Raw genomic sequence first — 15,712 nt, 5'->3', positions numbered from 1 at the left:
GAAGTTCCCTTGGTCATGATGATGAGGCTAAGGGCAAAAGCATAGCAGCCGAAGTAGGCACCGCAACAGGATTTTCCGCTCGACGGTAAAGAAAAGGCGGCCTGAACAGGCCGCCTGAGTTCGTTCAAATCAAAGTAACAGGGACTAACTGGTTTTGAACTGTCCGACCAGCTTTTTCAGATCCGCACCGGCATGATTGAGCTCACTGACCACCTGCTCGGAGCTGCGGCTCGACTCGGTTAGCTCGGCAACGATGTCCTGAATCGCCACCATATTGCGGTTGATCTCGTCAGTCACCGAGCTTTGCTCAGTGGCAGCCGTGGCAATTTGGCTGGTCATGTCATTGATGGCTTCCACCGCGTGGGTGACGGTCGACAGGCTTTCGGTGATCGAGTTGGCGGCATCCACAGCTTCGTTACAGGTGGACTGGCTATGTGTCATGGAAGACACGGCCTGGGAAACCAGGGCATGCAGCTCATCCAGCATCTCTTTAATTTCCTGTGTGCTGGACTGGGTGCGGCTGGCAAGCCCGCGTACTTCATCAGCAACAACGGCGAAACCACGGCCTTGCTCACCGGCCCGGGCAGCCTCAATGGCAGCATTCAGCGCCAGCAGGTTGGTCTGCTCGGCGATCTCACCAATGACTTTCAGGACATTATCAATTTTCTGCGATTGCTGGTTCAGCGAGTGGATGTGCTGGGCCGCCTGATCGACTTCTTCAACCAGCGCGGTAATAGAGACTACCGAGGTGTCAACCCGCTGCTGGGCAACATGTGCTTCTTCACTGGCACTGCTGGTGGCATTGGAGACTTCATTAGCATTCATCGCCACTTCGCTGGCTGCTGAGCTCATTTCGGTGACGGCAGTCACCACCTGCTCGGTTTCGTTATTGTGTTCATGTAACTGCTCCGTCAGGCGAACCGTTTGCTGGTGAATGTTACTGGCTGCGCTGGAGACATGATGGGTGGCATCGGAAACCTGGGTGATGATCCCTTGCAGTTTTGCCACGAAACGGTTGAACGCATCGCCGAGCTGGGCAATTTCGTCATGACCGTGCACATCCAGGCGGCGGGTTAAATCTCCTTCACCATCAGCAATTTCATTGAGGGTACGCGCCATGTTCTGAACCGGCCGGGCCATGCGATTGGCAAAGTAGAGAATTACCATGGCAAACAGGACACCGAGGACCAGGGTGATCATCAATACGATCTGGAAACGTTTTTGCATTCCGGCGACGGCATCGTCATGGAAAATAGCCACTTCACGGTCAATATCATCAATGTAGAGCCCAGTGCCAATCATCCATTTGCCGTTGTTTACACTGGTTGCGAAGCTCAGTTTGGGTTGCGGTTGACCGCCATTGGTCTTCGGGTACGCGTAGGCGACAAAATCCCCCCCACGTTGACTGGCTTGAACCAGCTCCCGAATGAAGGCCACACCGTTGCTGTCCTTCAGGCCGATCATGTTTGAGTTATGCTTCTCCGGCGCGAGCGGGTGGACCAGGTTTACTCCCTGCATGTCATAAATGAAAAAGTAGCCGGCGTTGTTGTCGGCAAAGCGCAGCGGCGTCAGGAGCTGGCGCAGCTCTGTCAGGGCTGCCGTGGTGTTGGGGGTGTTGGCGAGGACATGATCCACGGCATGTTTGGCAATATTGACGGAATCTTGCAGTTGGCTTTTTCGCTCCTGAACCAGCCGTGCTTTATAGAGTGCCACTTCTTCATCAATGGCTTTATCTTCCAGGGAAATAATGATGCCGATGGCGACACTCATCATCACCAGTGCTGGTAACAAACTGAGTAATAACAACTTGCTCTTTATTTTCATTTCTTTCATACGGCTTAACTCTGGCTTCCGGAATAGGGTTTGGATCTTGGTATATGAACTTTTTTATTATATCGGCAAAGCATAAAAATTATTGAAGCGTTGTCATGTTATTTATGCAGAATATGATTCAGTTTTTGTGTTCGCTCACATTTACTCTCGCTTATTGTCAATAAAGTCGGAATATATAGGCACGGGGATTCTGTATTGCGCTGGTGCTGCGAGTGTCGTGAGGGGCTGATGGAACAGGAGAGCCTTGGCGGGGGACGGGAAGGCGTGCGGTAGCAGCCTCACTTGGGTTACGTTCGCACTGTTTCTTGCGTAGGGATGCTTGAACAGGGAGGGAGCGCGGATGTGGTCATTTGGGGCAATACACCCATAAGCGAAATCGAAATTGATTTTCGTTTCGGGTTACTATGGTGATTCTAAAGAAAGATATGAGCATTAATTATTACAATTTAATGACAAAGCAACAGGATAGGTATTTTTTATTGAGTTTTGAATATTGAATCGGGGAAATGAGTGAAATTAGATTCAAGAACAGATGTTGATAAATTAAATATTAATTTTGAACCGTTTATCTGATGGTGAAATACTGTCGCGCAAGAATCATCAGTTGGATTTGAATGAGAAAATTTTTCTGGTGATTGAGTCTATATGGCTCAATCACCAGATAAATATCAGAGACTTAACGGATTAGCCGCACTTAGAATCGCCACAATTGAGGCAAGTCTGGCAACCGTCTTTGATGATCACGGCCTTGTTGTGGCATTTGTAGCACAATGTTGCACTCGGCGGAAAACTACTGTTGTTGGCTTCTTCCGCTTTTTCGGCCTCGGCAGAGTCAGTATCGGTGGCCAATTCCTGCTTTTTGGCTTCAAGGAATGTCTGTTGGTGTACATCCGGCTCCGGTTTGGCCAGCATGCCGATTTCGGTCAGGTGCTGCTCAATCACGTTGCCGATTTCGGCAATCAGAGACGGGACATACTTGCCTTTGTTCCAGTATCCGCCTTTCGGATCGAACACGGAGCGCAACTCTTCCACCAGGAAGGTACAGTCGCCGCCTTTGCGGAACACGGCAGACATAATGCGCGTCAATGCCACAATCCACTGGTAGTGCTCCAGGCTTTTGGAGTTGATGAACACTTCAAACGGACGGCGGATTTCATGCTCCGTGCCTTCATTCAGCACCACATCGTTAATGGTGATGAACAGGGAATGCTCAGAGATATGCTCCGGCGTTTTCAGCTTATAAGTCGAGCCCAGCAGTTTTTCCGGGCGCGGCATATCTTCATGCATGTGGACCACATCCGGTGTGGCGGCTGGTTGCGGCGCCGCGGTTGCTGCTGCGGTGCTATCGTCGGCCGGGGTTTTGACTTTGAACCCGACAATTTTGCTGTCAATCTTCTTGACCATGATGTTGTAACCTTACTTAAAATTTGCCGTAGTAGCCTTCTTTGAGCGCATCATAGAGGTTGGCCGCGGTGTGTGTTTCGCCATCGTACTCGATGGTCTCGTTGCCTTTGGCTTCCAGGGTCGAGCCGTCTTCCAGCGTGAACACATAGGTGGTGTTCTCCAGATCCTGCTCTTTGACCAGCACACCCTGGAAGACTTCCGGGTTAAAGCGGAACGTCGTGCAGCCTTTCAGGCCCTGATCGTAGGCATCCATATAGATGTCCTTAAACGTCTCGAACGGGAAGTCGGTCGGGACGTTGGCCGTTTTGGAGATGGACGAGTCGATCCAGCGCTGGGCGGCCGCCTGAACAGCCACATGTTGTGCCGGTGTAATATCATCGGCGGTGATGAAATAGTCCGGCAGTTGGGCTTCTGGTTCCTGGCTGTATGGCATTGCCTGATCATTGATCAACGCACGGTAGGCCAGCAGCTCATAGCTGTATACATCGACACTTTCTTTCGATTTCTTGCCGCTGACAATCACGTTGCGGGTGTAGTGGTGGGCAAAACTTGGCTCGATGCCGTTACTGGCGTTATTGGCCAGCGACAGCGAAATGGTGCCGGTCGGCGCAATCGAGCTGTGGTGGGTAAAGCGGGCGCCGTGTTTTTCCAGCTCGGCAACCAGCTCTGGCTCAATGGCCGCGACTTGCTGCATGTAGCGGCTGTATCGGGCGTGCAGTACCTTGCCTTGCACTTTGTCGCCGACCTGAATACCGTATTCAGCCATTTCCGGGCGAAGACGCATCATTTTCGCGGTGATCTCAAATTCTTCCGCCATGATCGGTGCTGCGCCTTTTTCTTTGGCCAGGCTGAGGGCTTCTTTCCAGCCGGTGACAGCCATTTGCTGGGCAACCTGCTCGGTGAATGCCACGGATGCCGCACTGCCGTACTGGTGCTTGAGCATGGTCAGGGTTGAGCCCAGACCCAAAAAGCCCATGCCGTGACGGCGCTTGTGCTGGATTTCATGACGCTGTTTTTCCAGCGGCAGCTGGTTGATTTCGACCACGTTATCCAGCATGCGGGTAAAGATGGCAACCACCCGGCGGTAGCTGTCCCAGTCAAAACGCGCCTTGTCGGTAAACGGGTCGCGGACAAACTTGGTCAGGTTGACCGAACCCAGCAGGCAGGCGCCATAAGGCGGCAGGGGTTGCTCGCCGCACGGGTTGGTGGCGCGAATGTCTTCACAGAACCAGTTGTTGTTCATCTGGTTGACTTTGTCGATCAGGATAAAACCCGGCTCGGCGTAGTCATAGGTTGAACTCATGATCACGTTCCACAGCTTGCGGGCCGGCAAGGTGCGGTAGATTTTACAGGCCACGCGGCCCAGATCATCTTCAATCAGGTTGGTTTTGGTCGGCCAGTCCGCCCAGATGATCGACGTATCTGTGTGCGGATCCAACTGATCTTGCTTGGCTTCGGTCGCGGTGATCGGGAAAATCAGCTGCCATTCGCTGTCGGTTTTGACGGCGTTGATGAATTCTTCGGTGATTAGCAGTGACAGGTTGAACTGGCGCAGGCGGCCGTTTTCACGTTTGGCGCGGATAAAGTCGATCACATCCGGGTGGCGGATATCCATGGTGCCCATTTGTGCGCCGCGCCGGCCTCCGGCAGACGAGACGGTAAAACACATCTTGTCATAGATATCCATGAAGGACAGCGGACCTGAAGTGTAGGCGCCGGCTCCGGAGACAAAGGCACCGCGCGGGCGCAGGGTCGAGAAATCATAGCCGATCCCGCAGCCGGCCTTCAGGGTCAGCCCGGCTTCGTGAACTTTCCCCAGAATATCGTCCATTGAGTCTTCAATGGTGCCGGAGACAGTACAGTTGATGGTCGACGTCGCAGGTTTATGCTCAAAAGCCCCGGCGTTGGAGGTGATCCGTCCCGCCGGAATTGCACCGTTGCGCAGGGCCCACAGAAATTCCTGGTACCAGTGGTCTTGGACCTTGTCATGTTCCAAATCGGCTAGCGCACGGGCGATACGCTTGAATGTGTCATCGAGCGTTTGATCAATCGCCTCGCCATGCTTGGATTTCAGACGGTATTTGCTGTCCCAAATCTCCATTGATGTCGGCTGGTAAGCAATGTCGATTGCCTGAGAGGCTGCTGAAGCCGTTGGAGTTTTCGCCATGATGAATGCACCTTAATGTTTGTCTTCTGTTCCAGCACAAATGATATAAAACCAGCTCATAACAACTGGTTTTATATCCGCTTTCGGCCCGGTTTTTTCGGGGTTTATTGCGGCAAGGCGGCAGATCAAACCACTATCAATCTGGATCTTCAAGTCTTGACAAGAACATTCAACGCTCTTGTCATCGCGTTGTAAAAATAACGGTTCAGAACAACACAAACTGTATAAAAAACAGCGTGAATTGAAGGCTTTTGTTACATTTTTTCATTCGAGTGTCGCAACAATGGAGGTATTGCAAGTCGTTGAGTATTTCCCGGAGTTTCGCTAAGATGGCCAGCTTTTTTCAGCGTGGAGAAATCAGGATGTATATTGGGTTTGATTACGGGACGGCGAATTGTTCGGTGGCCATGATGGCCGAAGGCAATCCAGTGTTATTACCGCTGGAAGGCGGGAGCCACTATATTCCTTCCACGCTGTGTGCCCCGAGCCGCGAGGCGGTGAGTGAATATTTGTATCGGCATATGGGCGTTTCTCCCCGGGAGACGGTTGGCGAGCAGTTGTTGCGTCGCTCCATTGCGATGAACCGGGAAGAGGGGATTGATGTCGAGCCGGGAGATATGCGGTTCGGCCAGGCGGCCCTGGATCTGTATCTCGATGATCCGGAAGAAGTGTATTACGTCAAATCGGCCAAGTCGTTTTTAGGCGCCAATGGCCTGCAAGCGGTTCAGATCAGTTTCTTCGAGGATCTGGTCTGTGCCATGATGCATAACATTAAAACTCAGGCGGAGCAGACGACGCAGCAAGCCATTGAGCATGCGGTGATCGGCCGCCCGGTCAATTTTCAGGGTACCGGCGGTGAACAGGCTAACCGGCAGGCGGAAGGGATTTTACGCCAGGCCGCCGAGCGCGCCGGGTTTCGTGAGATTGAGTTCCAGTTCGAGCCGGTCGCGGCCGGGCTGGATTATGAAAGTACCCTGACGGACAACAAAACCGTGCTGGTGGTCGATATCGGCGGGGGAACCACGGACTGTTCGATGATTCAGATGGGGCCGGACTGGTGCGGTAAGATCGACCGTCAGGCCAGCCTGCTGGGCCACACCGGCTTGCGGGTCGGGGGGAATGATCTGGATATTCATCTGGCGTTTCGCCAACTGATGCCGTTGCTCGGCCTGGGCAGCCAGAACCAGAAAGGCATTGATCTGCCGGTGAGTCAGTTCTGGAACCCGATTGCCATCAACAATATTGCGGCGCAGACGGATTTCTACAGTGCTGCGAACTATCGGGTGCTGGAGCAACTGCTGCGTGATGCGGCTGATCCGGACAAACTCCGCTACTTGCTCCGGGTACATCAGGAAACCTTGGGCTATCAACTGGTTCGGAAGGCTGAGGAATGCAAGATTGCCTTGTCCGAGCAGATGTCAAATCAGGTGGTGCTGGATGGATTGTCGACGTTGTTGACGGCATCTGTATCCCAACAGGATATGGCGCAGGCGATTGAGTCGCCGCGGGTGAAGATCAGCCAGTTGGTGACGGAAGTGATCGAGCAGAGCAGCACCAAGCCGGATGTCGTGTACTTGACCGGCGGGACGGCGCGCTCTCCGGTGTTGCGTGCCAGTATCGAATCGCTGTTGCCGGGTGTGCCTTTGGTCAGTGGCAACTATTTTGGTTCGGTGACAGCGGGTTTGGCCCGCTGGGCCGAACGCTGTTTTGCCTAAGCACGGTTGGGTTTCATGCTGGTGCGTTTAATAAGTCACGGCTTGGCTTAAACGCGATATGGTGAAGGTGTGTTTGCGAATTGGACGGAAACCAAACCAGAAAGCGTCAATGGCACAAGCCCGCCGAAGGAGCGGGCTTGCGCAATTCGCTTGCCGGATGTCGTATTAAGGGCGTTTGACCCAGGCTGAGCACCAACCGTTGACCGACACGGCCTTGCCGGGAAAGAGCTGGCAAGGCCGCCATTCCGCGCCGTCTTCCCCTTGAAGCAAGGCACACCCACTGCACTTCTTATCTTCATGAGGCGAGTTATCGGTGTACTGCAGCGCTTTGGCTTGCGGATCGTCCGCCGTCAGATGGGGAAGATCTGCCGCTTGAGCCGGGCTGATGAGCTCCTTCCCGCCCAAAGTCATCCCGATCACACTTGCCAGACTGAGTTTTAAAAACGTCCTGCGACTTGCATCTTTTTTCATGATGATTTCCTCTGAGAACACGACATTGCATTGATAGTGACTTCGCTGAGGGTATATCGAACTTATGGGCGACTTTGCTCAGGTCCATATAAGTGTGGAAGGGATAAGCCGGGAGCGGCACATTCATTTTGCGACATTGGGGATGTTCTTGATATGCGGGCATCATTCGCCAGGAGAGTAAAGATACTCACGGGGATATCGGTTGCAAAATTAACACTTTGTAAACATTGTGGTCATTGAATATTCAAGCTCAAGTGGTTGACTACAAAGGATTGATACAGCGCAAACAATTTTCAGATTGTAACGTTTGCGTAGTTGAAACATTTTATTTACAAGTGCATCATGTGTCCGTCTCACCAATGACGAGAATTACAAAGGTAAGAAAATGAACTTATTTCTGATTGATATTGATGGGGTTTTGGTTGAATCCGACCATTCTGATCTTCAGTGTTTCTGTCAGGCAATTGAAGATGTTGTCGGGATCCAGATCCATACGGACTGGCCTCAGTATCAAAATGTGACCGATGCCGGGATTCTGGATGATGTGATCCAACGGCATCATGTCGCGGCAAATCGGTCGCTGATCCACCGGCAGGTTGAAAGCCGCTATCTCGCGTTACTGCGGGAGCATGTGGCTGCCCACCCAGCAGCCTTTACAGCAGCGCAGGGCGCTGAGGCGTTTGTGGCGCAAATGCGGGAGCGGGACAATACCCATGTGGCGGTAGCGACCGGAAACTGGGCCGCTGTGGCCGAGTTGAAGCTGCGGGCGGCAGGTATTGCCTTGGCCGGGATGACCCTGACCACCTCATCTGACGCGATCAGCCGCACGGAAATCATGGCACTGGCTGCATTTCGCGCCAAACAGGACTCCGGGGCGACGTTTGCCCGCCGGGTATTTTTCGGTAACGGCAGCTGGAACAAGCATGCTGCGCAGGAGCTGGGATACGATTTTGTCGAAGTCGGGCAGGCGAAACAACACCGCCACCATATTCCGAACATGGTGCACTTTAAAGCGGCATTTTCTCAACTGGCCTTGCAGTAATGTGTTTTCGGACAGGTTGCGTTTCTGAAAGAATTGGATAAGAGAACGCAATCGGGTCCATTGTCTGATCTCTCGGCGCGGTTTCGCTGCAATTCGGTACTTTTTTGTCTAGTCTTCCTTTAGGAAGCGCAAAAAATGATGTTGGAGTGGTGCCGCGCATGAATAAGAGTAACGAGTGGGTAATTCGCTGGTTTTCGGATATCTGGCAACGGTCTGATGGCCGGTTGTTGTCAGAATATGCTGCCGATCCGTTCAGTTTTCATTTGCCCGGCGGGCGAGTGAGGACGGTCAGTCATCAGGAGTATCTGGGGTACCTGGATATCTGGGGTCAACGGTTCCGGGATGTGAAATTCACGGTGCGGGATATCGTCAATGAAGGTGATCGGACTGTTGCCCTCTATCAGTGCAGTGCAATTTATAATGGCGGCTGGGCCAAGATCCCGGCGCGCAAGCAACAGGTTGAGATGACCGGGATGGTGTATTTTCAGCGTCAGGATAACCTGATCACCACGTGCCGCATGGAAGACAGTAGCTTTGATCTGTACCAGCAGCTGACCCGTTATCTCGAATAAACTCAAGTAAGGTTGTAATGAAAGAGTAGGGTTGCCATGAAAAAATGCGGCGCAGTAGAGACTGCGCCGCATATCGTTTGGGGCCATTGGCTAGGTTGAACAGCGCCGGGCCGATTAAGCTGCCGGTTGACTCAGCGGTCAGATGCTTAGGCGGTCTGGATCTTGGCGGCTCGGGTTAATTTAAGCGCCTCGAAATACTGCCGGGTTTCCCCAATCACCACTTCTCGCAGCAGGATCAGACCGATCAGGTTCGGGATCGCCATCAGCCCGTTCACAATATCGGCAATCAGCCAAATCATATCCAGTTGCAGGAAAGCACCTCCGCCAATCAACACCAGGAAAAACAACTTGTAAGGCAAAATGGCTTTCACCCCGAACAGATAGGTGACACAGCGTTCGCCGTAGTAGTTCCAGCCCAGAATGGTGGTAAACGCGAAGAACATCAGTCCGACGGATACCATCATTGGCCCCCAGTACGCAGAGTCCAGCCCGCTGGCAAACGCAAAGGTGGTCATGGCCGCCCCGGCGTGTTCCCCTTGCCAGGCACCGGTCACAACCAGGGTCAGGCCGGTCATGGTACAGATAATGATGGTGTCAAAGAAAGTCCCGGTCATCGATACCAGGCCCTGTTGAACGCAGGAATCTGTTTTGGCGGCTGCGGCGGCCATCGGCGCACTTCCCAGACCGGACTCATTCGAAAACACCCCGCGGGCAATCCCGGACTGAATTGCGAGCATAATCCCGGCGCCGACGAAGCCGCCGGCCGCGGCATGGCCGGTAAAGGCGGACTGGATCACCAGCGCAATGGCTGCTGGCAAGGCTTCAGACTGAGCTGTCAGCACGGTAATACAGGCGATGATATAGAGGCCGGCCATCAGGGGAACGACTTTACTGGCGACTTTGGCGATAGACTGGATCCCACCGAGCGTAACGGTAGCAACCAGCAGCGTCAGCAGGATGGCCCCCAGTTCGCGCGGTACTTCAAATGACAGGTAGGCCGCATCGAGGATGGCATTGGTTTGCGGGAACGTGCCGATCCCGAAGCAGGCGACACCCAGTGCAAATACGGCAAACAGTTTTGCCAGCCATTTGCTGCCGACCCCTTTTTCCAGGTAGTACATCGGGCCGCCGATCATCTGGCCATTCGCATCCACTTCGCGGTACTTTACTGCAAGCAGACATTCTGCGTATTTGGTCGCCATACCGAACAGGGCAGCCAGCCACATCCAGAACAGGGCACCCGGCCCTCCCAGTTTTATGGCGGTGGCCACACCGACGATATTCCCGGTGCCGATGGTGGCGGACAGGGCAGTACACAAGGCGGCAAAGCTGGACACATCCCCTTCACCCCGAGTGTTGCCATTGCCAGAGAACAGGTGGCGCAGGGCCAGCGGCAGGTGGCGCAGTTGAATAAAGCCAAGACGTAGCGTGAGGTAACAGCCGGTGCCGACTAACAGGATCAGCAGGGGAGGTCCCCAGATGAAGTTATCGACAGTTTCAAGAAAGTGGTAGATTGGATTCATAATTCTCCCCTTAAACATCAAAGGAAGAGATGAAGAACAACAGGAAAAGGGTGTTCCAGAAAGTTGGTACGTTAAAATTTCTGAGCTGTTGATCTTATCTCCTCTGTCCTTTTGCCTGAGAGTTTCACCTGCCGTGGCTGAAGGATTCAGCGAGTCGGCAAGTTTGCTCCTTCGGCGTCCGATCGAACGGATCTCTCCAGAGGCTCCTCCAACAACAGTCCATACCCGTATATCTATGCATAGAAATGCGGGTGCCTGAAAGATTTACACCTTATCGCCGGCTGGTTTTCATCAGAAAAATCCAGGGGATAACGTACTTACTTCTTCGGCGGGCGGGTCCTGAACCGGATGGGTCAGTCGCGTGCCACTCTCCTGCTGTCTTCATCGGAACTCATTTTGCGCTGGCTATACTAATGGATAAAAATGTGATTGTCTGCATAAAAATCACAAGGCGAGATAAAATCTTGCAAGTTCGGCGAGATCGTCGAGCAAAATACCATCACTGTTGGGTGATATTTTGACCGCTTTGATTCAGAGCACATTCGGTCTGTAAAAGTTGGCACGACAACAAGTGACGAAAAAATCATACGAATTAAGTAATTCATAGCAATTCGTACTGAACTATTATTTTTTTATGGTTTTCTATACTATTTTCTAGACAGTGACGAATAGGGAATCTATAGACCAATTGGGAATAATCTGGCCGTTTTTAATTCCTATTCGATATTCAAAGTCGAATGAAAACTTGTCTCTCCGGATCTAAGTTCCTGAACACACTGGGGTAGCAGAAAATTTCAGAGTTATTGCTTAAATTTGAAACAGTATCGTCCTGCTGGATTTATTTAAGTTTCTGAGCGTTAATTATTCACAGGTGGTCAATTTTTTGACGACTGAAACAACAATTCCTATAAATGCTTATTTACTTCATCAACAAGGAGTGTTTCACCACAGCTTAGCCAAAAGCTGTATGTACTAATCCGACTGGTAGTAAGGTGAATTTGTGATTTGGGTCAGTTGTAGTCATCACGATAAGACGGCAGAAGCCAGAGAAAACTTAAAGCAATCACACAATGTTGTTGATGTTTCGCCTTTTGAATTACTGTCGACCATGACAGGCCAGGAATTGATTTTTTTGGAGGTCGTTGATTCAAGCTCAGAAGGGTTTGAGTTGCTGCGTTCGGTGAAAAGTCGCTTTCCTCAGGCGAAAGTTGTGGTGGTGTACCATAGCCTGGATGCTAATCTGGCATTGAATGTGCTGAGGGCCGGTGGAGAGGATGTGTTGCCCGCGAACGCGACACGACAGGAGTTGGATGAGTGTTTCAGCCGATTGCACACCCATCAGGTGGAAAATGAAGCGGACAGCGGCTTTGAACACCGGGAATTGTCGATTCGACCGGCACTGAAAATTATCGATGAAAACATCAGCGCACCGTTGCGCGAGGAGGATCTGGCGAACGCCTGTCACTATTCGCCAACCTATTTCTCCCGGTTATTTCATAGCATCATGGGGGTGACGCTGAAGCAGTACATTATCAAAAAACGGTTGGACTTGGCGTGCGGGCTGCTGAGCTCCGATCGGGAAAAAATTTCTCAGATTGCCAATTCTGCCGGATTCAAGGATGTGTCCTATTTCTCCCGGGTGTTTAAAAAGCATATGGGATGTTCACCCGGAGAGTTCAGAATGCGCAAACATAATCTCAACACCTAGTTTGCGTCGACGATGTGCGTTCAGTCCTGAGCGCACCTCATTTTCCTTAAAGAATTGCCTTTCTTGCCGATAACCCGGACAGGACAATTTGTCCGTGTCGCGAAGTTGCCTGTGACCTTGTTTATTCATGATATACACTTGAAAGCATACCAAGAAGGAATGCGCCGCATTCAGCTGCACAGTCCTCCGTCGTATCATCTTCAGTAGCATAGTTTTCGGTGACATATTTTTCAGTGATATTGTCTTCAGTGATGTGGATGAGCTGAATGGTCGTGGCAGATGCGCAAAGGGTTAACGGTATAAGAATAAAATGACAACCTTTCACGATATTTTAGGGACAGACCGGCATACGCCGGCAGACGAGCTCAAGCGGCGTTATAAACTCCTTTCCAGTCGCCTGCATCCGGACAAAGGCGGTTCGAAGGCCATGATGCAATTGCTGGTTCAGGCTTACGATAAGATCAGCCAGGGCAAAGGACATGAAGAAGCTGTGCGAACGATCGCCGTGAAAGGGGCTTCGAGTGAGCGGTATCAGGCGCAGTGTCGCCAGCTTGAGCGGGAAGTGGAAGCCCTGCAGCGGATCAATGACGATTTGACCCTCCAGTTACAGCGCGAGAAGCGGCAACAGAAAGCGACCGAAGATCTGGAACGTGTTGCGGCAGCCTGTGAAGAAGATCTCAAGTTGCTCCGTCGGGAAAATATCCGTCTGACCAAACAACTGGATGAAGCGCGCAGAAAACTCAGTGAATCGACCCGCACCGTCACCCGGTTTGAACCGGAGCGCAAAACGAACCGTAAGGCGGAGGCCGGAACGCTGAACCCACTGAGTCAGGTGTCGCCTGCGGTGCTGAATCAACTTAAGTCTTTGGGGCGGGTTAACCTGCGTCGTTCGGCGCTGATGGCGATGCCGCTGGTTGTGGTGGCCGGATTGATTGCTGCGGGTAAGGCGCCGTGGGTATCGTTGATGGCGATGTTTGATGAGCCGCCGCCACCGCCGGAAATCAAAATGACCATTCTGAATTACAACCCTGATGATGCGATGCCGGCTAGTCCGACACAGGATGCCATGCCCGTGCCGGTGGAGCCGGTCACCCGCCCGCCTGCGCCGCGCATCCGGCTGATTAATCTGGTGGGGCATTGGGACCTTCAGCAATATGAGAACCTTCCCCAGCCTTATATCCGGGTCCGGAGTGACAAGGGATCCTATATCGTCAAAGGGTGTGACGGAGATTTCCAGTATTATCGCAATAGTCACCTTCGTGCCGGGCGCCTGGCCGCCAATCTGATTTTTGAGCGACATGATCGGCACTTCCAGGTGTATAACATCCCTTACGGCAATGGCTCATTTGCGACCAACTGGGCAGACAGCCAAAGCTTACTCATCAACAATGAATACTTTCCCAACCAGGGCTTTGTCGAAGCTTATCAGCAATTGCAGCAGCGTTGCCGCTAACCAGACGGGGGATGGGGGGCGATGGTTGACCTGTCATGGTCACCGCTTCCCGCTGGGGTCATTTGTAACGGCGTGCCTGGAAGCCCGGGAGTCGGCGCTGGTGGCCCGGCTCTGATCAGGAATGTTATTTATTTGTGAAATGTGGCGTCAAAAGACTGCTATCTTTAAACGTATGCGCTTGTGTTTTCAGCTATCTTTGCGGAGAAGTTTTATGAGAGCGTTGTACGCCCCGAATCCTGTTCTCTTTGCCGGTTTACTCCTTCTGCTTATTTTATCCCAGCCATCACTTGCCGCGGCCAGCCGTTTGCAACAAATCATCGATCGGGGTGTGCTACGCGTTGGAACAACCGGTGACTGGGCGCCGATGACGATGCGTGATCCGGCCACCAACTTCTACAAAGGTTTTGATATTGATATCACCACGGAGCTGGCCAAAGATCTGGGCGTAACGGTGGAATATGTAGCTACGGACTGGAAGGCGTTGGTCAGCGGGGTGATCACCAGTAAGTATGACATGACCGGGAGTGCGACACTGAACATGAAACGGGCCAGGGTCGCCGGTTACAGCCAGCCGTATTTTTATCTGGCTTATGTCCCGGTGATCCAGAAAAAACATTTTCGTCGCTTTAGCGCCTGGGGGGATTTTAACAGTCATTTGATCACCATTACTTCCCGGGAAGGGACCACCCAGGAGAGTCTGGCCAAGGAGTTGTTCCCGGAAGCCCGGCACGATGTGATTCAACCGCCGTTGCGAGATTACCAGCAATTATTGGCGGATAAAGCCACGGCGATTGTGATTTCCAATATTGAAGCGGCGACGCTGACGAACCGCTTTCCGCAACTGGCGGTGGCCAAGGTAAAGGGCATGCGACGGCCAACCCCGGTCGCCATGCTGCTGCCGAAAGAAGATCAGGTTTGGATCAATTATGTCAATCACTGGATTGAGCTGAAAAAGACACAGGGTTTTTTTGACCGCGTAGCTAGGAAGTGGGGCATGGTGAGTCTGGATATTCCTTAAGCTCACGGCAGGGGTGGGCGATATTGGCGGTGAAAAATTGTCCACCTTTGGCGTTGAATTGACGCAATAAAAATGACATGGTGGATTGATAGGTTGATCGGGGAGGGCTTCGAGCCACCGGATCTGGAGTGATGCTATCGCAAGGAGTGATATGGATTTTTCAGCTTATAAAGGATTGATTTTTGATATGGACGGCACGTTGATCGATTCAATGCCTGCCCACGTCTATGCCTGGAAACAAACCTGTGAATTATTTGAAATCCCGTTCGATGAAGACTGGTTTTACAGCCTGGGCGGACTGCCAACCCTGAAGACTGCGCAGGCGATTAACCGTCGCTATGCACAAAACTTTGATATTCACCGTCTGGCAGACACCAAGGGCGAATTTTTTGCCGCATTGCCCAATCGGGGCGAAGTGATCCCGGAAACGTTTCAGTTGCTTCAACGTTTGCGAACCGAGAAGAAAATTGCGGTGGGCACCGGCAGCCGTCATAAGTATGCGGCGCCGTTGCTGGAAGAAACCGCAATTTTGCCTCTGCTGGATGCACTGGTGACCGCCGATGATGTCGATAATCACAAACCCCACCCGGATACCTTTCTCCAGGCGGCCGAGCGTCTCGGTCTGGCGCCGCGGGACTGTGTGGTTTTTGAAGATACTGAGTTGGGGAAGCGTGCCGCGCTGGCTGCCGGGATGGATTGCATGATGATTGTTGAAGGGGCGTTGGGGGAACTGTACCATGCCGGCGGTCGGGTAGATTCGGTTTCGGGCTTGCCTGAAATCGTGGGGTGAGTCCGGTTGAACCTGC

General features: G+C 52.3%; 12 protein-coding genes and 1 riboswitch. Of the genes, 7 read left to right on the top strand and 5 right to left on the bottom strand.

All coding sequences use genetic code 11. From position 1 onward, the window contains the following. Positions 1-144: 144 nt before the first annotated feature. From NH461_RS09400 to NH461_RS09390, 3 genes are all read right to left on the bottom strand, one after another. Positions 145-1,833 (bottom strand): methyl-accepting chemotaxis protein, encoded by a 1,689-nt coding sequence (locus NH461_RS09400; protein ID WP_261600109.1) that lies wholly within the window; start codon positions 1,831-1,833, stop codon positions 145-147. 684 nt (positions 1,834-2,517) lie between these two features. Continuing rightward, positions 2,518-3,237, bottom strand: a complete 720-nt coding sequence (locus NH461_RS09395; protein WP_261600108.1) for an NrdJb — start codon at positions 3,235-3,237, stop codon at positions 2,518-2,520. Between the two features lie 16 nt (positions 3,238-3,253). Then, positions 3,254-5,404 carry an adenosylcobalamin-dependent ribonucleoside-diphosphate reductase gene (locus NH461_RS09390; RefSeq protein WP_261600107.1) on the bottom strand — a complete coding sequence of 717 codons (2,151 nt, stop codon included), beginning with the start codon at positions 5,402-5,404 and terminating at the stop codon, positions 3,254-3,256. A gap of 362 nt (positions 5,405-5,766) precedes the next feature. On the opposite strand from NH461_RS09390, the gene yegD reads away from it, so the two are divergent. Continuing rightward, positions 5,767-7,119 carry a molecular chaperone gene (gene yegD, locus NH461_RS09385; protein WP_261600106.1) on the top strand — a complete coding sequence of 451 codons (1,353 nt, stop codon included), beginning with the start codon at positions 5,767-5,769 and terminating at the stop codon, positions 7,117-7,119. A 165-nt stretch (positions 7,120-7,284) separates the two neighbouring features. On the opposite strand, the gene NH461_RS09380 is transcribed toward yegD, so the two are convergent. Next, positions 7,285-7,590, bottom strand: a complete 306-nt coding sequence (locus NH461_RS09380; RefSeq protein WP_261600105.1) for a high-potential iron-sulfur protein — start codon at positions 7,588-7,590, stop codon at positions 7,285-7,287. A 385-nt stretch (positions 7,591-7,975) separates the two neighbouring features. On the opposite strand from NH461_RS09380, the gene NH461_RS09375 reads away from it, so the two are divergent. Further along, positions 7,976-8,632 (top strand): HAD family hydrolase, encoded by a 657-nt coding sequence (locus NH461_RS09375; RefSeq protein WP_261600104.1) that lies wholly within the window; start codon positions 7,976-7,978, stop codon positions 8,630-8,632. 158 nt (positions 8,633-8,790) lie between these two features. Further along, a complete protein-coding gene (locus NH461_RS09370; protein WP_261600103.1) occupies positions 8,791-9,204 on the top strand; it encodes a nuclear transport factor 2 family protein in 414 nt (137 codons plus the stop codon). A gap of 146 nt (positions 9,205-9,350) precedes the next feature. Here NH461_RS09370 and NH461_RS09365 read toward each other — a convergent pair whose 3' ends face one another. Beyond that, on the bottom strand, positions 9,351-10,727 hold the full coding sequence (locus NH461_RS09365; RefSeq protein ID WP_261600102.1) for an alanine/glycine:cation symporter family protein: 1,377 nt from the start codon (positions 10,725-10,727) through the stop codon (positions 9,351-9,353). A 93-nt stretch (positions 10,728-10,820) separates the two neighbouring features. Next, a riboswitch (glycine riboswitch) is annotated at positions 10,821-10,937 on the bottom strand. Positions 10,938-11,859: 922 nt separating this feature from the next. Between NH461_RS09365 and NH461_RS09360 the strand changes: the two genes are divergently transcribed. The 4 genes from NH461_RS09360 (at position 11,860) to NH461_RS09345 (ending at position 15,696) form a co-directional block, all read left to right on the top strand. Continuing rightward, positions 11,860-12,435, top strand: coding sequence for a helix-turn-helix transcriptional regulator (locus NH461_RS09360; RefSeq protein WP_261600101.1), 576 nt, complete (start codon positions 11,860-11,862; stop codon positions 12,433-12,435). Positions 12,436-12,745: 310 nt separating this feature from the next. Continuing rightward, on the top strand, positions 12,746-13,888 hold the full coding sequence (locus NH461_RS09355) for a J domain-containing protein (RefSeq protein ID WP_261600100.1): 1,143 nt from the start codon (positions 12,746-12,748) through the stop codon (positions 13,886-13,888). A gap of 211 nt (positions 13,889-14,099) precedes the next feature. Continuing rightward, entirely contained in the window at positions 14,100-14,906 is an 807-nt protein-coding gene (locus tag NH461_RS09350; protein ID WP_261600099.1) for a transporter substrate-binding domain-containing protein, read from the top strand. Between the two features lie 151 nt (positions 14,907-15,057). Beyond that, complete coding sequence (locus NH461_RS09345) at positions 15,058-15,696, top strand: beta-phosphoglucomutase family hydrolase (protein ID WP_261600098.1); 639 nt, start codon at positions 15,058-15,060, stop codon at positions 15,694-15,696. The last annotated feature ends 16 nt before the right edge of the window (positions 15,697-15,712 follow it).

The sequence above is a fragment of the Photobacterium sp. TY1-4 genome, assembly GCF_025398175.1.
In the GTDB taxonomy this organism is placed as follows: Bacteria; Pseudomonadota; Gammaproteobacteria; order Enterobacterales; family Vibrionaceae; genus Photobacterium.
Note: the sequence above shows the minus strand (reverse complement) of the source record. Positions and strands in the feature narration are given on the sequence as shown.